Origin of the sequence: Companilactobacillus halodurans, from assembly GCF_009600985.1 — a bacterium.
GTDB classification, from domain to species: Bacteria; Bacillota; Bacilli; order Lactobacillales; family Lactobacillaceae; genus Companilactobacillus; species Companilactobacillus halodurans.
In genome coordinates, this window is sequence record NZ_VDFP01000030.1 from 1 (window position 1) to 22,380 (window position 22,380).

18 protein-coding genes are annotated in these 22,380 nt (G+C 35.9%); 9 read left to right on the top strand and 9 right to left on the bottom strand.

The window, feature by feature from the left end:
• Positions 1–177 precede the first annotated feature (177 nt).
• Positions 178–639 (bottom strand): hypothetical protein, encoded by a 462-nt coding sequence (locus FHL06_RS11160; RefSeq protein ID WP_192917966.1) that lies wholly within the window; start codon positions 637–639, stop codon positions 178–180.
• Between the two features lie 141 nt (positions 640–780).
• Positions 781–1,401, bottom strand: coding sequence for a glycerol-3-phosphate 1-O-acyltransferase PlsY (gene plsY / locus FHL06_RS11165; RefSeq protein ID WP_153386586.1), 621 nt, complete (start codon positions 1,399–1,401; stop codon positions 781–783).
• Positions 1,402–1,610: 209 nt separating this feature from the next.
• Between plsY and parE the strand changes: the two genes are divergently transcribed.
• From parE to rbsU, 5 genes are all read left to right on the top strand, one after another.
• Complete coding sequence (gene parE, locus FHL06_RS11170; RefSeq protein WP_153386588.1) at positions 1,611–3,611, top strand: DNA topoisomerase IV subunit B; 2,001 nt, start codon at positions 1,611–1,613, stop codon at positions 3,609–3,611.
• Positions 3,612–3,621: 10 nt separating this feature from the next.
• Complete coding sequence (gene parC, locus FHL06_RS11175; RefSeq protein WP_337692555.1) at positions 3,622–6,066, top strand: DNA topoisomerase IV subunit A; 2,445 nt, start codon at positions 3,622–3,624, stop codon at positions 6,064–6,066.
• A 94-nt stretch (positions 6,067–6,160) separates the two neighbouring features.
• Positions 6,161–7,117 (top strand): LysR family transcriptional regulator, encoded by a 957-nt coding sequence (locus tag FHL06_RS11180; RefSeq protein ID WP_420360970.1) that lies wholly within the window; start codon positions 6,161–6,163, stop codon positions 7,115–7,117.
• A 24-nt stretch (positions 7,118–7,141) separates the two neighbouring features.
• Complete coding sequence (locus FHL06_RS11185) at positions 7,142–8,077, top strand: manganese-dependent inorganic pyrophosphatase (RefSeq protein ID WP_153386592.1); 936 nt, start codon at positions 7,142–7,144, stop codon at positions 8,075–8,077.
• Between the two features lie 550 nt (positions 8,078–8,627).
• A complete protein-coding gene (gene rbsU / locus FHL06_RS11190) occupies positions 8,628–9,515 on the top strand; it encodes a ribose/proton symporter RbsU (protein ID WP_153386594.1) in 888 nt (295 codons plus the stop codon).
• A gap of 246 nt (positions 9,516–9,761) precedes the next feature.
• Here the strand turns inward: rbsU and FHL06_RS11195 are convergent, their stop codons facing one another.
• The 7 genes from FHL06_RS11195 to FHL06_RS11225 all read right to left on the bottom strand — a co-directional run bounded on the left by FHL06_RS11195 (position 9,762) and on the right by FHL06_RS11225 (position 16,171).
• Entirely contained in the window at positions 9,762–10,334 is a 573-nt protein-coding gene (locus tag FHL06_RS11195; RefSeq protein WP_153386596.1) for an LOG family protein, read from the bottom strand.
• Positions 10,335–10,349: 15 nt separating this feature from the next.
• Positions 10,350–11,177 (bottom strand): phage integrase N-terminal SAM-like domain-containing protein, encoded by an 828-nt coding sequence (locus FHL06_RS11200; RefSeq protein ID WP_153386598.1) that lies wholly within the window; start codon positions 11,175–11,177, stop codon positions 10,350–10,352.
• 229 nt (positions 11,178–11,406) lie between these two features.
• A complete protein-coding gene (locus FHL06_RS11205) occupies positions 11,407–11,886 on the bottom strand; it encodes a PTS sugar transporter subunit IIA (RefSeq protein ID WP_153386600.1) in 480 nt (159 codons plus the stop codon).
• A 2-nt stretch (positions 11,887–11,888) separates the two neighbouring features.
• The gene (locus FHL06_RS11210) at positions 11,889–12,746 is read right to left on the bottom strand and encodes a MurR/RpiR family transcriptional regulator (protein ID WP_153386602.1); all 858 of its coding nucleotides are present in this window, start codon (positions 12,744–12,746) and stop codon (positions 11,889–11,891) included.
• Positions 12,746–14,230 carry a PTS transporter subunit EIIC gene (locus FHL06_RS11215; protein WP_153386604.1) on the bottom strand — a complete coding sequence of 495 codons (1,485 nt, stop codon included), beginning with the start codon at positions 14,228–14,230 and terminating at the stop codon, positions 12,746–12,748. The genes FHL06_RS11210 and FHL06_RS11215 overlap by 1 nt, the downstream gene beginning before the upstream one ends.
• Positions 14,231–14,233: 3 nt before the next feature.
• The gene (murQ, locus tag FHL06_RS11220) at positions 14,234–15,130 is read right to left on the bottom strand and encodes an N-acetylmuramic acid 6-phosphate etherase (protein ID WP_153386606.1); all 897 of its coding nucleotides are present in this window, start codon (positions 15,128–15,130) and stop codon (positions 14,234–14,236) included.
• Between the two features lie 3 nt (positions 15,131–15,133).
• Positions 15,134–16,171 (bottom strand): MupG family TIM beta-alpha barrel fold protein, encoded by a 1,038-nt coding sequence (locus FHL06_RS11225; protein WP_153386608.1) that lies wholly within the window; start codon positions 16,169–16,171, stop codon positions 15,134–15,136.
• A gap of 194 nt (positions 16,172–16,365) precedes the next feature.
• On the opposite strand from FHL06_RS11225, the gene FHL06_RS11230 reads away from it, so the two are divergent.
• The 4 genes from FHL06_RS11230 (at position 16,366) to xerS (ending at position 21,714) form a co-directional block, all read left to right on the top strand.
• Entirely contained in the window at positions 16,366–16,845 is a 480-nt protein-coding gene (locus FHL06_RS11230; protein WP_153386610.1) for a methylated-DNA--[protein]-cysteine S-methyltransferase, read from the top strand.
• Between the two features lie 122 nt (positions 16,846–16,967).
• Positions 16,968–18,767 (top strand): DNA helicase RecQ, encoded by a 1,800-nt coding sequence (gene recQ, locus FHL06_RS11235; protein WP_153386612.1) that lies wholly within the window; start codon positions 16,968–16,970, stop codon positions 18,765–18,767.
• Between the two features lie 261 nt (positions 18,768–19,028).
• The gene (locus tag FHL06_RS11240) at positions 19,029–19,892 is read left to right on the top strand and encodes a metallophosphoesterase family protein (protein WP_153386614.1); all 864 of its coding nucleotides are present in this window, start codon (positions 19,029–19,031) and stop codon (positions 19,890–19,892) included.
• A gap of 757 nt (positions 19,893–20,649) precedes the next feature.
• Complete coding sequence (xerS, locus tag FHL06_RS11245; RefSeq protein WP_153386616.1) at positions 20,650–21,714, top strand: tyrosine recombinase XerS; 1,065 nt, start codon at positions 20,650–20,652, stop codon at positions 21,712–21,714.
• Positions 21,715–22,380 lie beyond the last annotated feature (666 nt).

Here is a 22,380-nt window from a genome sequence, read left to right on the forward strand (position 1 = left end):
GTCGAACATCTAAAGGGCATGAATGGTGTCCTTTTTTGGTGTTCTTAAATGGTTATTACTAATAAATGGTATACAAAAATAAAGTTGATGGCAAAATACCTATCAACTTTATTTATCGTACAGCCAATAAAAGAGCCATAATATCCTTTAAATAGGTATTATGGCTCTTTTAGCGTTCTAATGGCGATGCATTGCTCGATACTGTGCTCGTGAAGGGTAATGGCTCGATTGATTTTGCATGGAAAAATTATTTTGTTGCGAAGTATTTTGAACCTTTTTTTGAATCGATTTATTTTTAATCACATGCCAAATTAAAAATCCAAATCCGATTAAGAATCCCAATATGATCCAGACTATCAAATCGCCAAAAAGTTTGTTAGCGTTAAAAATGGCGATAAATCCAAACAATCCTAAGATTATTGCATTGGCAATGTCTCCTCCTAAGCCTTGTTTGCTTTGGGTGGCTAAGTAAACAATTCCTGAGACCATATAAGCAATTGCCATTAAAATACCAGCACTGCCGCTAGTTGCGCCTTTATCAGCAAAGGCGTTGAGAATGCCGGCGGCCATACCTTGAAAACCAATGATAAAAGACAAGACAATCATCAAAATTCCAACTACCAGTTTAGTTGTTTTCATAATAAATCCTCCCAAGATATTTAATTGTCCGTGATTCATTGAAAGTAAGTATGTTGAATAGTAATCGCATACATTCTAACACCAAAAACATTTCCTTAAGTTAAAAAAAGACTGAGAATTTCTTCTCAGCCTTTTAATTGGTTATTTACTTTTTTCACGTTGTTGCTTTTTGTATCGTAATCCAATCGGAACTAAATTTTCTTGACCTTTAAGTAGGCGCTTGATGTTAGGAATATGGCGGAAATAAACGATGATAGTAACAATAACAGCGACGGTCGTCAAAATCCAGTCATGCAAAAAGAGACTAGCAATGGCAAAAAATAAGACGGTCGTTAAACTGGCAACGCTGACCATACTAGTTGTATAGACGATGGCTGCTAAAAAGATAAAACAGAGGGTAAATAAAAGTGGATTGTAGGCTAAAAGAATCCCAGCACTAGTAGCGACCGCTTTGCCACCTCTGAATTTCAAGAAAATTGAATAGCAGTGTCCAATTACGGCACAGATGCCGACAAATAAGACCCAATGCCGATCCAAATTAAAGAAGACTGGCATCAAGGCGCCTAAAGTTCCTTTTAAGATATCGATAATCAAAACAACAGTCCCGGCAAATTTTCCGAAGACTCGGTAAGCATTTGTAGTTCCAACATTACCGCTGCCGTAATCAAAAATATTTTTATGGAAAAAAGTTTTTCCGACAAGATAAGCGGTTGGAAATGACCCAATTAGATAGGCCAAAATTGCACAAATGAGAAGTTTCATTAAAAAATCACTCTCTCAGCTTTATTTTTTGGTATATTGTAACTCTATGGTGTTTTAAATAAAATTATAAATACCAACCTAGACATTATCCACTATTTCGGGGAAAAATAAAAGATTTCTCTTGAATACGAACACATATTCGTATATCGTGAATAGTGTTATAATATTAGAATATTGAATTAGCATTAAATGAAAAAGGAATGATATAAATGCCAAAGTCATCTTATGATGATTCGTCGATTCAAATCCTTGAAGGATTAGAAGCCGTACGGAAAAGACCTGGTATGTACATTGGGTCCACTGATACACGCGGACTACATCACTTGGTCTATGAAATTGTTGATAACGCAGTTGATGAGGCCTTATCCGGTTTTGGTAAGGAAATCAATGTGACAATCAACAAAGATAGCAGCGTTACTGTAGTTGACCACGGACGTGGGATGCCAACAGGGATGCATGCTTCTGGAAAACCAACGATTGAGGTTATTTTGACAGTGCTGCACGCTGGAGGTAAGTTCTCTGAGAACAGCTATAAAACTTCCGGTGGATTGCACGGTGTTGGTTCATCAGTTGTTAACGCTTTGTCTGAATGGATGACAGTTCGTGTTGTTCGTGATCACAAAGTTTATCAAGAACGCTTTGAAAATGGTGGTCATCCAGTTGGGACTCTTAAAAAGACGGGTTCCACAAAAGAGGGCAGCGGAACAACGATTAGTTTCAAGCCCGACGCCTCAATTTTCCAAACAATTAAATTTAATTACGACACATTAGCAGAAAGACTTAGAGAATCAGCCTTTTTGCTCAAGGGTGTTAAATTCACTATTACGGATAAACGTGGTGAAGAAGTTCGCGAGGATGTTTTCCATTACGAAGATGGAATCCAATCTTTTGTTAAGTATCTCAACGAAGGAAAAGATACTCTCGGTGGAATCTTTTATATCGAAGGTACCAATTCTGAAATCGAAATTGAATTTTCTGGTCAATACAATGACGGTTATTCCGAAAACATTATTTCATTCGTCAACAATGTTCGGACTGCTGATGGTGGGACGCATGAAGCCGGAATGAAGTCAGGTTTGACAAAGGCTTTCAATGATTACGCTCGAAAGGTCGGCTTGTTAAAAGAAAATAGCAAGAACCTTGAAGGTAGCGATGTTCGTGAAGGCTTGTCAGCAATTATCTCTGTTCGTATTCCTGAAGAGATTTTACAATTCGAAGGTCAAACTAAAGGAAAACTGGGAACTCCACAAGCACGTGGTGCAGTTGACCAATTAGTTTATGAACAAATGAGTTTTTACTTGATGGAAAATGGCGAGCAGGCTCAGACATTAGTTAAAAAAGCCTTAAGAGCTCGTGAAGCTCGAAATGCAGCCAGAAAAGCTCGTGAGAGTACTCGTAATGGCAAGAAGAGCAAAAAGGGCGATGGTTTATTATCTGGTAAGCTGACGCCTGCTCAATCGAAGAATGCTGCTAAAAACGAATTGTTCCTAGTCGAAGGTGATTCTGCTGGTGGTTCTGCTAAGCAGGGACGTGATCGCAAGTTCCAAGCTATTTTGCCATTACGTGGAAAAGTCTTGAATACTCAAAAGGCTAAACTTGAAGATATTTATAAAAACGAAGAAATCAATACCATGATCTACACAATTGGTGCAGGCGTTGGAGCAGATTTCAAATTGGAAGATCGTAATTACGATAAAATTATTATTATGACCGATGCCGATGATGATGGTTCCCATATTCAAATTTTACTTTTGACTTTCTTTTATCGTTATATGAGACCGCTAGTTGAGGCAGGACATGTTTATATTGCCCTATCGCCACTTTACAAATTGCAAAAGGGTAAAGGTGCTAAAACAAAGATCGAATATGCTTGGACTCCTGATGAGTTGCAAGAAGCTATCGATAAAATGGGCAAAGGTTATGAATTGCAACGATTCAAAGGACTTGGTGAAATGAATGCTGACCAACTTTGGAAGACAACTATGGATCCAAAGAATCGTATCTTAATCAGAGTTAACATTGATGATGCTGCCTTAGCAGAACGTCGTGTAACTACATTAATGGGCGATAAGGTAAAACCAAGGCGTGATTGGATTGAAAGCAATGTTCGTTTCAACGGTACCGAAGAAGGAGACCATATCTTGGAAAACGTTGAAGAGACTGATCCAATCGATAAAAAAATCGTTGACGATTTATTGAATAAGGAATAGGTGATAAATAGTGACTGAAAATTCTCCTAAAATTCAAGATATCTCGCTCGAAAAAATCATGGGAGATCGATTTGCGAGATATTCAAAATCAATTATTCAAGAAAGAGCTTTACCTGATATTCGTGACGGTTTAAAACCGGTTCAGCGAAGAATTCTGTATTCGATGTTTCTTGATGGCAATACTTATGACAAGGGTTTTCGTAAATCTGCGAAGGGTGTCGGAAATGTCATGGGTAACTTTCACCCTCATGGTGATTCGTCTATTTATGAGGCAATGGTTCGACTATCTCAAGATTGGAAATTACGTGAACCGCTAATTGAAATGCACGGTAACAATGGTTCAATGGATGGCGATCCACCAGCTGCGATGCGTTATACTGAAGCTCGTTTGAGCAAGATTTCGGCGGAAATGTTGCGTGATATCAATAAAGATACAGTTGACGAAGAGTGGAATTTCGATGACACGCAAAAAGAACCTAAGGTTCTTCCTGCTAGATTTCCTAATCTTTTGGTCAACGGTGCAACTGGTATTTCAGCGGGTTATGCAACGGAGATTCCACCACACAACTTGACTGAAGTTATCGATGCAACTATCAAAATGATTGAAAAACCGGATATTACCTTAGACGAATTAATGCAAATCGTTAAAGGGCCAGATTTCCCAACCGGCGGTATCTTGCAAGGTAAATCAGGTATCAGGGATGCTTATAAGACTGGACGAGGTAAAGTTTACTTACGTTCCAAGACTTCTATCGAAGAATTGCGTGGTCATAAATCACAAATTGTGATTACCGAGATACCTTATGAAGTGAACAAAGCCCAGTTAGTCAAGAAAATGGATGAAGTTAGAGTCTTAAAGAAAGTCGATGGCATTGCAGAAGTTCGTGATGAAAGTGACCGTCAAGGTTTGTCGATCGTAGTTGAATTAAAGCGTGATGTCGATGCTAATGGTATTTTAAATTACTTGTTTAAAAATACTGATTTACAAGTTTCTTATAACTTTAACATGGTTGCCATTGCTGACATGCGTCCTCAGCAGGTCGGTTTGGTTCAAATCCTGAAGGAATACCTGGAACATCAAAAAGACGTCGTCTTACGTCGCAGCAAGTTCGATCGGACTAAAGCTAAGAAGCGTTTGCACATCGTTGAAGGCTTAATCAAGGCCCTTTCGATTCTTGATAAGGTAATTAAGACTATTCGTAGCAGTAAGAATAAATCTGATGCTAAGAATAATTTGATTAAAAATTATCAATTCAGCGACGAACAAGCTGAGGCTATTGTTTCATTGCAGTTATATCGTTTAACTAATACCGATGTAACTGACTTGGAAAAAGAAGATAAAGAATTAAAACAACAAATTAAAAAACTTGATAAAATTATTAGTGACCCTAAGACTTTAATGTCAGTTATTAAAAAAGAATTGCTAGAAGTTCGTAAGAATTATGGCGATAGTCGTCGTACTAAGATTGAAGATAAGGTTTCAGAGATTGAAGTCGATACAAGCGTCTTAGTTGCCAGTGAGGATGTTCGTTTATTGGTCAGCCATGACGGCTATGTTAAACGCAGCAGTCTTCGTTCTTATCAAGCATCGACTGCGGATGATAATGGCTTAAAAGATGCCGATTATCCAATTGCAGATGAAAATGTCAATACCTTAGATCATGTCTTTATCTTTACCGATAAAGGAAATCTGATTTATCGACAAGTCTTTGAAATTGAAGATAGTCGTTGGAAAGATACTGGATCTCATTTGTCGCAAGTAATCGGCTTAGATAGCGATGAATCGATTTTAAGGACCTTTGTCTTTAAAGATTTAAAAGAGACTGGTAATTTCTTGATTGGTACGAGTGAAAATTATGTTAAGCAAGTTTCTTTCAAAGATTTGTTGCCAGGTCGGACTTATAAATCTCGAGCTTCAAAATATGCCAAATTAAAGACTGATGGGGCTCGAGTCTTAGATGTTTACTATGTTGAACCTGATTCTTTAGATTTGATTTATGTCTTTACCAAAAATTCATACGCTTCAGCCTTTCCTGTCAGCGAAGTACCAGAAGTCAGTGGCAAGGCTATTGGCGTTAAATTCGTCAGTCTAAAAGATGATGATGAATTAGCTGGTTATTTCTTGAGCCAAGATGAAAATGAGAAGATAGTTATTTTGACGCAACGTGGTTCATACAAACAGATGAAATTGTCAGAAATTCCGGTAACTAGTCGAGCTCGTCGTGGAGTTTTGACCTTGCGTGAATTGAAACGTCAGCCACATCGAATTTGTTTAGTAACGAATCTTTTGAATCAAGAGGAAATTTCAATTGTGACTGATTCTAATAACGAAATTAAAATTGATCGAGCAAGTCACCAAAGTACTGATCGATATTCAAATGGATCATTTGTTATGGATCCGAAGAGCGATGGCGAACCAATCAGATTTGTGAAAAAAATTGCTGAAAAGAAGTAATATCAACAGCATAGTTTAACTTTATATAGTATGATTATCTTATTGAATATATTAATTTTTACTTTCACAAATACTTAGGAGGATTCTTTTATTGCTGGACGAAAAATCGAGAAGAGTCTTTAGTTCCAAAGCATTGAATTACTTTGATGAATTGACTAAAAATATGAGTTACACGAAGACAGCACAATTGCTGGGGATTACTCAACCAGCTTTGACGCAACAAATCAAAAAAATTGAAAAAGTCGTGGGAGCACCATTGTTTTACAGCGTTGGCAAAAAGATTTATTTGACCGATGCTGGGACGTCGCTTTTAAAAACGACCCATCAGATTTTTGATCTGATCAATGGCGTCACTGACCAAATTCAACAAGAGTCATCGGAAAAAACTGGTACAATAAGTATTGGTTTATTATCGACGGCTGAGTCGATGGTCATTGAAGATTTTATTGTTGAATATAATCGAATCAATCCAAATGTCATCATTGATTTGAATCTTTTGACGAGAAAAGAACTCTGGGACAATATTCAAAATAATCAAATTGATTTAGCAATTATGTATTTACCTGATAAGAATATTAAGAGTTGGAAAATTTATAAGTCGAAGAAGATTTTCAGTGATAATATTATGTTGATTCATGGCGATGAAAAACTTAACAAGAAAAAATCTGTCCGTTATAAGGATGCCATCGCTAAACCTTGGGCAACTTATTTGGAGACATATTACTTTGCAGAATTGTTGAGAGAGAGATTCAGGGATGCTTTAGTAGATGACCCTAAGGTCATTGCTAGATTTTCATCCCCTTATCAACTCTTGAAGTTTGCTCAAGAATCAGACGATGTTTATACGATTTTACCGTTAAGCTTTTGCATTGCTCATCAAGAGATGTTTAAACTTTATCAAACACCACTTGAACCAGCCATATCAAGTGATTTATCATTTGTATATCGAGAAGATAAAGAAAAGATACCACGGATTCAAGAATTCTTGACAGAATGGGATAATTTCTTAAATGAGATGAGTTATATCGATCGTCTCAAATCTTCAAGATAAATTATATAAAGGGGTATAGTACACATGCCAAAGGAAAAAGAATTAGTTTTTGGACACAAAAATCCTGATACAGATGCTGTTTCAGCAGCAGTTGCTTATTCATATTTGCAAAATCAATTAGGTTATAACACTGAAGCTGTTGCTTTAGGCGAACCAAACTTGGAAACAAAGTTTGGTTATAACCACTTTGATGCTAAATATCCACGTATCATCTCAGCCATCAATGGTGAAGTTAAGAAAGTTATGCTCGTTGATCACAACGAAAAACAACAAAGCGTTCCTGATATTGACGATGTTCAAATCACACACGTTGTAGATCACCACAGAATCGCTAACTTTGAAACAAAATTGCCATTGTACTATCGTGCTGAACCACTTGGTTGTGTAAGTACAATTATTTGGAAGATGTACAACGAAAACGATGTTGAAGTACCTGCTAAAATTGCTGCTTTGATGGCTTCATCAATCATTTCTGATACATTGTTGTTGAAATCACCTACAACTACTGACGAAGATAAAGCTGCCTTGAAGAGCCTTGCAAAGACTGCTGGCATCGATTATGAAACATATGGTTTGGAAATGCTTAAAGCCGGTACAAACCTAGACAGCAAATCAACACAAGAATTGATCGATATGGATGCCAAGAGTTTTGACATGAATGGCAACAGTGTACGTATTGCTCAAGTAAATACAGTTGATATCAATGATACTTTGAAACGCGAAAGTGATTTCGTTAAAGATATTAAAGCTGAAAGCGACAAGCAAGGCTATAACTTGTTCGTGCTTTTGATTACTAACATTTTGACAAGCGATACAACAGGTATCATCATTGGTGATGACAGTGCTGTTAAGACTTTTGAAGCTGCTTTGAATACTAAGGTCGAAGATAATAAAGCTTCATTGCCAGGTGTCGTTTCACGTAAAAAGCAAGTTGTTCCTCCATTGGACGCAAAATTTTAATTTAATTATTATTTGAATCAAACTATTGAGAAATAGTCAAAAATAAATTATATAGTTTAAAAAGTCTGCTGAATAAAAGTTTTATTTCATTCAGCAGACTTTTTTGCGTATCGATAAATTTAGATTGAATTTATATTAAAAATTAAAGTCGACAATTTAAAAATAAATGAAAATAGCTTGAAAATAGTGTCTGAACAATTATTGATGGAGTGATTTAATAACGGTTTTTTAAGGATTTGTTCGTACTTTTAAGTATAAATAAATTAAAAATTTTGAAGTAATATCGTAAATAGAAGATAACCATGTTATCGGCTCTGTCTTAAGAAAAAGTTGATTTTTACATTTAAAAATAAGTAATATTAAATATAATAATTATGTAAGTGCTTATATTCAGGAAATAAATAAATATATTTAAAAAAATGAATTCGTTTTCTTGAAAACGAATTCGCTTTTTTGCTATAATGTCCTAGTCGCCAAATTACAGACTATGATATGTAATTGGTATTCATGGGATAATCGCGTGTTATCCAAAAAAGGGAGTTTTATTGTAATGAACGCAATTAATATTTTAATTGGCTTAATGCCAATGATTGGTTGGGGTTTCTTCCCAGTCTTAACTGGTAAATTCGGCGGAAAGCCAGTCAACCAAATCATTGGTGCAACGTACGGTACGTTGTTAGCAGCTGTTGTTGTAGCACTTTTTATGCAAACGCCTCTAATCGGTGGAAAGGATTTTCTTTTCACATACTTGTCAGGTGCTAGTCAATCCATTGCTCAATGTTTAGTCTTCTACGCCTTTGCTGAAATGGGTGTTTCAAGAACAATGCCAGTTTCAACTGGTTTCCAATTGATCGGTACTTCACTTTGGGGAGTTATCGTCTTAGGAGAATGGCCAGGAATTATGGCAAAGGCCATTGGTTTCTTCGCTATTGTTTTAATCATTATCGGTGTTTACTTAACTACTTATAGTGAAAAGAAAGAAACTGAAAGCGAATCAAATGTTGTTAAAGGTATTATATTAGTCTTGATTGCTACGATCGGTTATGTTGGTTATTCAGCATTCCCACAAGCAGTTACTGTTGATGGTTTCCAAGCCTTCTTACCACAAGCTCTAGGAATGGCAACTGTCAGTACAATTTTTGCCTTTCTTACTAAATCTAATCGTGAATCTAAGCCATACCATACAAAATCCACTTATTTAAATATTATTAGTGGTGTGGTATTTGCCTTTGGTGCTTTAACTTATTTAATTTCTTCACGCAAGGATGTAAACGGTTTAGCCACTGGATTTACACTTTCACAAATGAACGTTATCATCGCAACACTTGGTGGTGTCTACATTCTTCATGAAAGAAAAACTAAGAAGGAAATGGCAATGGTCATTGCTGGATTGGTTTTAGTTGTCGTCGCTGGTGTTATTACAGCCTTTATTAAATAGAAAATAGAAAATAGAAAATAAAAACACGTTGGAAAAAATCCAGCGTGTTTTTTTTATATCAGAGAGTTTATAAGTTTAATTGGCTTTAATTATATAAATTGGGAGGGTATTTATTTGTAACGTGGTGTTAATGAGAAAATCATATTTTGTAATGCTTATCTAAGGAGTAATTTTTGTCAGATACTCTATCTATCTGACGAGTAGAATATACCTCCTTTTGAATTTATATGAAAGAAAAAAGCTTTCTTATTTATTACGATAAATCCGTAAATTTGGAGGTGTATAGGAGTTGATAAAGGCACCGATCTCCGTCAAAGAATCGCTAAACAGCAAGGTTTTTCGAGTAGGTGCTTCCATGAATCCTTCTTGGGTCATTGAGTCGAAGAAACTAGCCAATTTGTCATAATAGTGATCGATGTTATAAAAAATACAAGGATTCTTACTATCGCCTAAAATCGTCCAAGAAAACGCACCAGAGATTTCTTCTAAAGTCCCTGGGCCACCTGGCAAGGCAATATTAGCTATTGAATCGTCTAACATGGCTTGTTTTCTTTTTGACATAGTTTTAACGATATCGGTTTTTGTCAGGTTAGGGTGCATCAATTTTCTATCATGCAGTTCTTGGGTAATGATGCCATGAACGAAGCCGTGATTTTCTAAGACGCTATCAGCAATAACGCCCATCAAACCGTATTTTCCACCACCGTAAGTCAATCCATAGTTATTTTCAGCCATCCAGTGACCGAGTTTTTCGGCTCCAATTTGATAAGCTGGATTATTTCCCGGTGCAGCACCACAATAAACAGCAATATTTTTCATAATTTTATTAGCCTCCTAGATATCGAAATTGGTCTCACGCTTGAGACGGCGATAGTACATCAATGATGGCGTATCCAGAGCATCTAAAGCACGTTGTTGGTCTTTTGAAAGAACGTTAGTACTTAAAGCTAATAAGATAAAGGTTGTGTAAAGTTTTTTTGGTGCTAGATCAAGCCCGGTTGAATCGCTATCACGCTTCAAGTCACGATGTAAGGCAGTGACAGTCAAAAGGGGCGTATTGGCAGCTTTATTACGGCTTAAAAAGAGGTTGTCGTTATCCCAGAAATCACGATAGGGCTGGATATAATTTTTATAAAGATTCAAAAATTGCGACTCTTCTTTGTCGAAATTCAGTTGTTCAAATTTTTGATAAAAATCAGCTTCCATCGCTTCCTTATAATTAAAGCCTTTGGAAACAATCAAAATCAATAAGCGGGTGTAAATGCTGAGGTCGGCTTTGAGATATTCTGGAAGCCTTAAAAAGACCTGTACAGGGAAATCTGACTGTGGCCTAACTGCGACACTATTGATATTCAAAGTCGGTATCTCGGGTGTTTTTTTGACGCTGAAGAGATATTTGAAGTAAACATTGAGGTTGCTGATGACTTTATTGATGGTGCTAGGACTTAATTTTAAATTATCGAGCATAAAATTTTTAAAGAGACGGACATCCATTTCGTGAACGTCTTTAATATCCTCAGAGATTTTATAGTCAGTGTTGTGTTGAATCGTATAGTTAAAAAAGTCGGTCAAAGAATTGAGATATTCAGTGTGAGCTTTTTTAGAGATATGTCTTGTTTTTAGGTATGCTTCAAAGCCAGTTAAAAAAGGTATTTTGACCATGATAAAACCTCCTTTGATATATTATACATTTACTTAAATAGACGCACAAAATTAAAAATAAGTTTGAGATATAACTATTTTTCTCCTAAATTTGCAGCATAAACACGTGAACATAGCTTTTTGTGCTTAAAAAATAGCCTCTGGTAATAAAAGTGATTACCAGGGGCTATTTGTCTTAATGCTCGAAAGCTGATTATGTTATGTCCCACTTTCTATTTAGTTATTCTTATTAATTAACATTGACTTCTAAAGCAGGATCGCCTGCTTGAACATTTTGCTCATCGAAGGTCCCCATTTCCTTCACAGCATCAGAATTAGTAATGACTGTCATGATTGAGGTTTCTTTCTTAGCAGCCTTTACCTTTTCTAAGTCCATGGTCATCAATTTTTGACCGGCAGAGACAACATCGCCTTCTTTTACGAAAGCCTCAAAGGGAATACCCTTTAAATCGACTGTATCGATTCCTAAATGAAGCATTACCTCTAGACCGTGTTTTGAAGTAATCATCAAAGCGTGCTTAGTGGGAAAGACAGTCCCAATCGTTCCGTCAATCGGTGCTACGATTTCATTACTAGATGGTTCGATAGCAAAACCGTCACCCATTAATTTTTCCGAGAAAACTGGGTCATGTACTTTTTCAAGATGAACCAATTTACCAGTCGCTGGTGCAACAAACTTATCAATTTTCTTTTTAGAAAATAGCCCCATATCTAATCTTCCTCCTTAAAGTCCTTAGCAATATACTTTTGTGACGTAATGATTTCTTTAACATGTTTCGAAAAATCCAATTTGAAGTAGCTGTAGTATAACAAGTCGATTGCATAAAACTGAGCAATCAAAGAAGTCGTAGCAGCACTACGTAAAGAGCTATTTTCAGTACTATCGTCCTGGATTAAAATCACCGTCGCAAGTTTTGCTAATGCGCTTACATAATTATGTGTTAATACAATTATAGGGATTTTGTTTTGTTTTGCAAGTTGAGCTATTTCAATCGCTTCTTTAGTTTCACCGGAATTTGAAACGACCAATAAAGCAGCCTGTTCTTTTTGGGCTAATAAAATAGTGCTGATTACATGGTGGTCGCTGTTGGTGATAACAGTTTTACCAATCCGGAAAAACTTTTGTTGAAAATCTTCAGCAGTAATATGAGAAGCACCAATACCAAAGCTTACGATAAGACTCTTTTCCTTAAGAATCTTAATAGCATCTTTTAAGGCTTGGTCGGTCAGTTTAGTATTGGTTTGCAAAATAGTCTGATTGATTCGAAACGATAATTTCTTTTTTAAATCGGTAATGGAATCATCAGGCGCAATTTCTTGATAGATTTCTTTATCTAAATCGCCCTCAGCAGATAATTTCATTTTCAATTCCGAGAAACCGCCTGACTGACAAAATATTTTACTGAAACGCACGATTGAAGCGGAACTGGTGGGAATCAATTCACTAAGATCTTGAACGCTCATTGTCGTTACTTCATTAGGATGTTCAATGATGAAATTAGCGATTCTTTGTTCCGTCTTAGTGAGTTCAGGCAATTTTTGTTTGATGGAAAAGATTAAGCTTTCCATTAATTTAATTCAGTTGCCTTTTTGGCATCGTTAGGAACGCCAAAGAAGTAAGTAGCTACGAATCCACCAATGTAAGCAGCTAATAAACCAAAGATATAACCTAAGACATGACCATTAGTAATCAAAGGAATCAAAGCAACACCTGAAGGTCCAATGGCAATTGCACCGACGTTTCCAAAGGCACCGACGACAGCACCGCCAATACCACCACCGATACAGGCTGTGATAAATGGACGACCAAGTGGCAAGGTAACACCATAGATCAAAGGTTCACCGATACCTAAGAAACCAACGGGTAAAGCACCTTTAATCATATTAGTTAACTTCTTGTTCTTACGACAACGTAGCCAAAGAGCTAAAGCAGCACCGACTTGTCCAGCACCAGCCATAGCTAAAATAGGTAATAGAAGGGTTGAACCTGTTTTATCGATCATTTCAATATGAATTGGAGTCAGGATTTGGTGCAGCCCTAACATAACCATTGGTAAGAAGAATAGTCCCAAGATAAAGCCAGAAAATGCTCCACCGACTTTTAAGACCCACATGATGGAACCTACTAATGAATCGGAAACAACACCAGCAATAGGCATAACGATAAAGATAGTGAAAACACCGACAGCTAGTAAAGCCAGTGTAGGAGTGACAATGATATCGATTGAATCAGGGATGATCTTATGCAATCTCTTTTCAATTAATGCTAAGATCCAAACACTGAAAATAACTCCGATGATACCGCCTTGGCCAGCTGCTAAAGCTTGACCATTGAAGATATTTTGCAAAGGAGTCTTAGGGTCGACACCAGAAAGCAAGGTAACAGCACCGATGACACCACCAAGACCTGGAGTAGCACCAAATTCCTCAGCAGAATTGATACCAACATAAATTGCTAAGTAGGCAAAGACACCATTTTTGATAACATTTAAAACCGTGATGAATTCGTTCCAACTCTTACTGATATCGCCAGCGACTAACATATTCGATAAGACGGCGGCAATACCACCAATTAAACCAGCACCAACGAAAGCAGGAATCAAGGGAACAAAGATATTAGAAATAGACTTTAGAACGGCTTTAGTTTTGGAAGGCTTAATCTTCTTTTTTTGTTCAGCTTTGTATTCAGCAGCTTTTTCAGTGACCTCAGCCTTAGCCTTTTGGTGTTCCGTCAGACCCGAGTCAGTTTTTGCTTGGTTTTTTTCACCCAGATCAGTTGGGAATTCTTGGCCTAATTTGACGCCAACTTGGTCAATCATCACTTGAGCGACCTTGTTGACTAAGCCAGGTCCAACGACGATTTGCAAGGTATCTTCTTGAACGACGCCTAAGACGCCATCGATTGACTTCAATTTTTCAATATCAACTTTATCATCGTCTCTAATCGTCATACGTACACGAGTCATACAATGAATTAATTTTTCAACATTTTGTGGTCCACCAACGCCAGCATAAATCTCACGAGCTAGACGTTCTTCTTTTTTCTCAGCCATTATTTAATCCTCCTTCATGGCTTTTCTTACAAAACCAGCATTCTTTTGCAAATTTTTCTCTGCTGCTTGTTTATCGACACCAGTTAAAATCATGATGATAGCAATTTTGACATCTTGACCAGCTGCTAAAAAGTTCTTTTCGGCAGTTTGATAATCGCAGTCAGTCGCTTGCATAATGATTCTTTTAGCACGCTCAATTAGTTTTTCATTAGTAGGCTTAACGTCAATCATTAAATTTTGATAGACTTTGCCTAATTTGATCATTGAAGTAGTTGAAATCATGTTTAGAATCAATTTTTGTGCGGTGCCAGCTTTGAGTCGAGTCGAGCCGGTCAATACTTCAGGTCCTGTGACGACTTCAATCGGATATTGCGAAAACTTTGATATTTCGGCATTTTCGTTGCAAGCAATACTGATAGTAGCAGCACCGATTTCATTGGCATATTTTAAGGCACCGATGACATAAGGTGTACGACCACTAGCTGCTAAGCCAACGACGCTGTCATCTTTAGTTAAATGTAATTTGGTCAAATCTTCTTTAGCTAACGTTAATGAATCTTCGGCACCTTCAACTGCCACGGTCATGGCACTTTGTCCTCCCGCAATCAAACCTTGAACCAGTTCTGGATTGGTCCCAAAGGTAGGAACGCATTCAGCTGCATCTAAGACGCCTAAACGGCCACTTGTACCAGCACCAAGATAGATTAAGCGTCCACCAAGCTTAAATTGCTGAATAACTTTTTCAATCGCGGAACTTATTTGAGGAATTTTTTCGTGAATTTTTTCAGGGACTGACTGATCCTCGCGATTCATTAAGGTAACAATCTCTGATACCGACATGGTGTCGAGTAACATGCTATTAGGATTTCTAGTTTCGGTACTTAATTTAGTTAAATCCATGATTTACTCCTTTGGAATTAGTTTAAAAGCTGAATTAGCGGTGATATATGGTAATAATTGAATCGAGTTAGTATCTAAGTGTCCGATAACATTAACTTTCTTATCTAAAGGCAAGTCAGTTTTAGTCAGTTGGACTTCTCCCATGTAACGACCATAGGCTTGATTGTCAATTGTAATAGAGCCAATGTTACGAGGGATGTTGTTATTTGGTGCAATCAAAGTTTGATTTCTTTGATTCATCTGTCGACTTTCGAGAACCCGAACGACCTTTGCGGCTGGATCAGGACGATTATGTAAAATTTGATTCAGCAAGTCCTGAGGAATATTGTCATTAGCTTTTAAAGTCAAATCTAAGACATTATTATTGAAGTAATCAGCAAATTCTTCTTGGTAAGTCAAACTAAGTCGTGGATCGCCAATAAAGACTTTGTCTACGTTTGCTTGTGTTAACTGGATTGCTGAAGCTAGACGGTCATTATTTCGTTGATCTTCAAGGGTTGGAAGACCAGCGTTGATTGGACCACGTAATTTCTCATCGCCTGGGATAAAGGCTTGAGTAGTAATACCAAGACTTTTGAACCATTGATTCTTTTTTAAGAACCACTGAAAATCCAATCCAGTTTCTGGACGAGGATAAAAGTTATGCCAAGCCTCAATATTCTTAAAATCAGCTTGGTATTTCTGTAATTCCTTGATGTCATCTTTGGTTAAGGTACTAGCATTTAAGGCTAGAGGATTAGTTTGTGACATCTCTGCAATATCTTGGTTGCTGAAGCCATCGTCAAGACGTAAGTAAAAACCATCTAATTCATTAGGTAAGTTAGCTAGTGAATTTTGATCGATATCGACGAAGACTTTCAAGTCATTTTTCTTGGCTACCTTTAGTAAATCTTGCAATCGTTTAGTATAGAGTGCTTGATTTTCCTCAGGAATATGTAACGAAGTAAATATTTCATTAAAATGGTGTTGCTTCATACTCTCGATGTAATTTTTATCATCTTGATCGAGGGTATGATCTAGATAAAACGAAAATCCTAACAATTTTATAATGTCCCTCCTTTATAATCATGAAAGCGCTTAACTTACAAACACATCATATAACCTGTGTAATAAAATTACAATATAACTTAAGAAATACGTAATAAATTGAAATAATAGTACAAAAGTAAAACTAGTTTGTGATTCGTTTTTAGACTAGTTATACTAGAAACACTTAATTAAGGGATGTGATTATTATGTTTTATCATGAATTTTTGATGCAAGGCTATCATTATGTGATTGCTGCAACTGACTCAGGACTGTCCTTTGTCGGTTCAAGAGATAAAGGATTAGCAGAATTGCAAAGCTTTTATCCTAATGTGAAATTAATTGATCAGGTTAGTCAGGTGCAGCCTTATCAAAAGCAAATTGATGAATATCTAAAAGGAGATAGGAAACAATTCACTTTAAAGACTGATATTTCGGGGACTGACTTTCAACAAAAGGTTTGGCAGGCATTAAGAGAGATTCCTTATGGAAAGGTCAGGACGTATAGTGAGATCGCTGAAGCTATCGATCGGCCTAAAGCATATCGAGCAGTGGGGACGGCAATTGGTAAGAACCCAATTTTAATGGTTGTACCTTGCCATCGGGTTTTAACTAAGAATCATCAATTGGGTGGTTTTCGAGGCGGCCTAGCAATGAAGAACGATTTACTTGATTTAGAAAAAAATTAATTGAAGGCAAATTGATTTACGTAATTTGATTTATGGTCGAGGGATGTATCAGAAACGATTTATCTGTTAAAAAGTCTGTGCTATGCTTGATTTATATAATTTCAAATGAGGAGTAATTTGCCTTGGATTTAGAAGCTATTTTGAAAGAAAATTTTGGTTACGATACTTTTCGCCCAGGACAAAAAGAGCTGATTGAGAAGGTCTTGGCTGGACAAAAGGCTATGGGCATCATGCCAACTGGTGGAGGTAAATCGATTTGTTATCAATTGCCAGCGGTTATTTTTGATGGCTTAACGCTTGTCGTATCACCCTTGATTTCTTTAATGAAAGATCAGGTCGATAGCTTGAATGAAGTTGGTATTCCCGCAACTTTTTTGAATAGTACGGTTGAATGGCATGACCGTGAGGAACGGATGCGTTATATCGAAAGTGGCGCCGTTAAATTATTATTTGTGGCACCGGAAAAGATTGTCGATGAAGAGTTTTATAGCTGGCTTTCAGCCTTAAATATATCTTTAGTGGCAATTGATGAGGCTCACGTTCTATCCTCTTGGGGGCATGATTTTCGCGATAGTTATTTAAAAATGATTAAACCTTTGAAACAGCTTCCTGGAAAACCAGCTTGGTTAGCCTTAACGGCAACAGCAACTCAGCAAGTTCAAAATGACTTGGCTGATATTTTAGATATACCAGCTGAAAATATTGTTAAAACTGGCTTTGATCGTAATAATTTAACTTTAAAGATTGAACGAGGCATTGATAAGCCAGCTTTTATTTTGAATTATGTGAAATCGCATATCGATGAATCTGGCATAATTTATGCCGGACGTCGTGAAGATGTCGATAATATTTATAGTTTCTTACAAAAAAATGGCGTCAAAGTGGGACGTTATCATGCTGGATTAAGCGATAAAGAACGTCACCAGCAGCAAGAAGACTTCTTATTTGACCGTATCAATGTCATAGTAGCTACTAATGCCTTTGGAATGGGCATTAATAAGACTAACGTCCGCTATGTGCTTCATTTTACAGTTCCTGGTACAATTGAGAGCTACTATCAAGAAGTTGGTCGTGCGGGACGTGATGGGCTTCCTGCAGAGGCAATTTTATTGTATGCACCAGTTGATTTACGCTTGCATCAATTCTTTATTGATAAATCCCAAGGCGATGAGCAATATAAACTGAGCTTGAAAAATAAACTTTTTGAAATCAGTCGCTATGCTGAAACAGAAACTTGTCTGATGAAATTTATCTTGGATTATTTTGGTGAGACCGGGACCAGTGACTGCGGCCGTTGTTCAAACTGCTTAGATAATCGTGAAATAGTCGACGTTACAGCTGATGCTCAAAAGGCTTTGAGTTGTATCGTTAGAATGAAGCAACGTTATGGAAAAAAAGTAATCACGAGAGTTTTAGTTGGCAAAGATGATATGGCCAATGACTGGCGTCATTTTGAAGAATTGCCGACCTTTGGGATTTTTAATGACAAGACCTTAAAGGAAACTAGTCGATTAATAGACTTTTTAACTGCGAATGGCTTTTTAAGAAGCAGTGGCGGAAAATACCCAATTCTCTTGTTGTCAGCAAAGGGAAAAGAAGTAGTGCAGGGCAAGTTAAATGTCACGCGTCGCAAAGAAGCTATGTCTGTTAAAGCAGTTAAACCAATGGTTGCAGATGGAAGTTTCGACGTTGATCTATTTGAAAAATTACGAGCTTTGCGTCTGGAATTTGCCAGAAAACAAGCCTTGCCACCATTTATGATCTTTTCCGATAAAACATTGAAGGATATGTCAGTTCGTTTGCCAACTGATGAAAAAGAGTTCTTAGCTGTCAGTGGAGTAGGGAAAGTTAAATTAGAGCAATATGGGACAGACTTTATTAATGAAATTAAGGAATTCCAAAAGGTTAGCCAGAATTCTTAAAAAGAAGCGTAAAATAATAGGAGCATCGAAAACATAAATTTAACGATGCTGCTTTTTTTATTGGGAAGATGGATATAATAAATGCTTTACGAATACGTCTATTAAAATAAAACCCCAAAATATGATTTCAAACAAGATAGGTCGATAAATCAGCAATAGTCATCAAATGCAATAAGTTATTTATTTGAAAAAATAAATAAAATTAAATGTTTTACGAAAACATTATCAAAAAAAACACAACCAAACAAAAAGGGGCAAAAAATGAAAAAAATAGCACTAATTTCAGACATTCATGGAAACTATAACGCCCTTGACCAAGTCATTAAGGATGCAAAAAAGCAAAAAGTTACCGAATACTGGTTTCTAGGCGATTTATTAATGCCAGGACCTGGCACCAATTCAATCCTTGAACTCTTAAATTCAGTCAATACGACTCATTTTATTCGCGGAAATTGGGACGATTTTTTGTTTGAAGATGTCTTAGCTATCAGCAAACAATACTTTAATGAACCACAAACCACATACATTGTTGAATTGCTCAAATACATTTTTAATCATATTGATAATAAGTATTTGCGACAAATGAAGCAATGGCCAATCTCTGAAGAATTTACACTGAATAATCTCAATATTTTGTTATCACATAATTATCCAGATAAAGACTTTGGTCATGAACTTTTACCATATGAGAAACAGCAAAACTTTGATCAACTTTTATTTAAGAAAAATCATGATATTGCGATATATGGCCATACACATCATCAAGTATTCAGAACTAGCAGAAAAGATCAATTAGTTATCAATCCAGGCTCAGTTGGACAACCATACACAGCATGGAGTAAATTCAGTGCTGACAGACGCGCTCAGTACACGATTTTAACTTTGGACAGTACTGGTTATGGTGGAATTGATTTTCGTAAAGTAAATTATTCAATAGATGCTGAATTAGAATTTGCTCAAGAAAATGATTTGCCATTTTTTGATTTGTATAAAAAAATCTTTACAGATGGTAAAGCATTTACGCACAACAATGATGCATTAAATTCGGTAATAAAAAAATACTCATATAAAGATGATGTTTTGAAGTATTTGAGGAAACTGGTTAAATCTAAAGAAAATAGTTAACTTCATATAATACATATTATGTAACCTTAGATAAGTATCAATGATTTAACTAGGTTAAAAATTACCCTGTCGCTGAATTTACATTAATTTATAATAAATATATTATGTCTATTACATAAAGACTTATACATGAAGACTTAAATATTTAATTGGGACTTTTTAAGTTAGCAAATAAAATTTAGACACCGTCAATCGAAATGTCTCCAAGAATTAGGCGTTGTCAGATTAATTTTGACGAAGAACTATCCATTTATTTAATGAAGTCGTCCATAGAATTAACGTCTAAGTTATGAACTTTGGAGAATGAATTTAAGATAGCTATAATTGAATTATTTAGTTAAATTAAATCATATATTATTCATAATTAAGTCTGTTAAAAGTCTATAAATACTGTTAAATCAGCATTTATAGACTTTTTAAGTGAATTGATTTATTTGTTTTAAATATTTATGTTTATTTGCTGACGATTCAAAATCCTTCAATTAGCCAAAAACGCTGATTTAAAGCCAATTTGACCAATATTTTAACGAAGTTTACTGAAATGATGCTCAAATTGTACCATTTACTTTAAAAAATAGATTTACACGCAATATATGATTAGTTGATTTAAACGGTAAGGTGTATCTCCTCACTGAGTTGTTAATGAGTACTTTCATTAAAACTAGTATTTTAAAGAAAGTAATATAAACAGTTGCAAGAACATTTATATCTCGGTATCATATTAACTAACAAGAACGTACGTTTGGAGATTTTGATTATGGACAAGCAACATTATTTAAAATTAATTGAAAATGAATTATCACAAGCACCCTGGTTCGTTAAAGAATACTATCAAGCTAAATCAACCGTCCCTCTTTCACCTGCAACTTTATATCAATATTTAACCGAGTTTCGTCGTTTCTTCAACTGGCTAATTAGTGAAGGAATCACTTCTGTCCCCCGACAAGCCGACATTCCGTTATCGTTATTAGAGCATTTAAAAAAAGAGACTGTAGAATTATATAAATCTGCCCTCCTCAATCAAATTAAGGAAGCTGGTTCTGGAGGAAGTCGTACTCACCCCACCATTAATCGTTCATTAAATGCCCTCTCGTCACTTTTTAAATATTTAACAGAAGATACCGAAGATGAAAACGGTGAAGCCTATTTTGATCGAAATGTCATGCATAAGATTGCTTTAGTAAGAACTAATGAGACCTTTGCTACCAGAGCAGCAAATTTGAAAACAAAATTGATGCTTGGTGACACAGATCATAAATACTTGGCCTTTATCAATGAAAAATATGAAGAAAAATTAACACCAACGCAGAAACGCTACTTTTTACGTGATAAAATCCGTGATTTAGCAATCAATGCTCTGCTATTAGGCAGTGGTTTACGAGTTTCTGAAGCAGCAAATGCTGACGTTCGACAATTGAATTTAAAAACAGGTACGATTGGCGTTATTCGCAAAGGTGGTCAAAAAGATATCGTCCAGATTGCACCTTGGACATTGCCTTATATTGAAAACTACTTTTCAAAAAGGACAGAATTGTACCATCCAACATCTGGTGAACGTGCCCTCTTTTTAACCGTTTATCGAGGCAAAGCATCACGTATGCAAGCTAACACGATGGAAAAAATGGTCGCTAAATATTCAGCAGCCTTTAAAGTACGTATCACGCCACATAAATTGCGCCATACATTAGCTTCAAAACTCTATTTAGCCACTAAAAATGAACAATTAGTTGCTACACAATTGGGACAAAATAGTACAGGAGCAACTAGTTTATATACGCATATGATTGACGAAGAACAACGTAAAGGCTTGAAAAAGTTATAATTTAATAGTACCAACTGAATTTTATCTTGCTTATGCTGGTTACTTGCAAAAAATATGTAAATAAACCAGTACTCTAAAATAACCCCAAATTGAACAATTAGAGCTCAATTTGAGGTTATTATTATACTTTTTATTTAGTTGTTTTTACTCGTAATAGTATCAAGCAGAATAGAAATGGACCGTTCGCGTTTTGTCATCGATTGAATAGATTATTCTATGTTGGATGTTCAACCTTCTTGAATAAAGTTGATCTTCTGGAGGAAATAACTTTTCAAAATTATCCGTGGGGATCATAAGGATTAATTACTGATTTCTTTATTACCTCGTTAAAACCGTCTTTTAATTTGCTTTACTTGATTTTTTTAATTTGATAGCATACCTATATTTAAATTTTATCCCAGTCAATACTATTAGTAAAATCGATTTCACCTGAATCATCTTTCAATGCTCCATGTACTTTAAATAAAGTGCCATTATTTGCAAGGAAAAATGTCTCTTGCAACGCTTTATAACTATAGAATTTTATACAATTTATAAAAATCGAAAATTACAAGAACAAGTTAGCCACTTGTCCAAAAATAAATACGAAATATATCAGTACCAGAAAAGTACATTTCTAAACTCCACAGAAACTAGTGAATAGTTCCCGTGGAGTTTTGTAGTTTA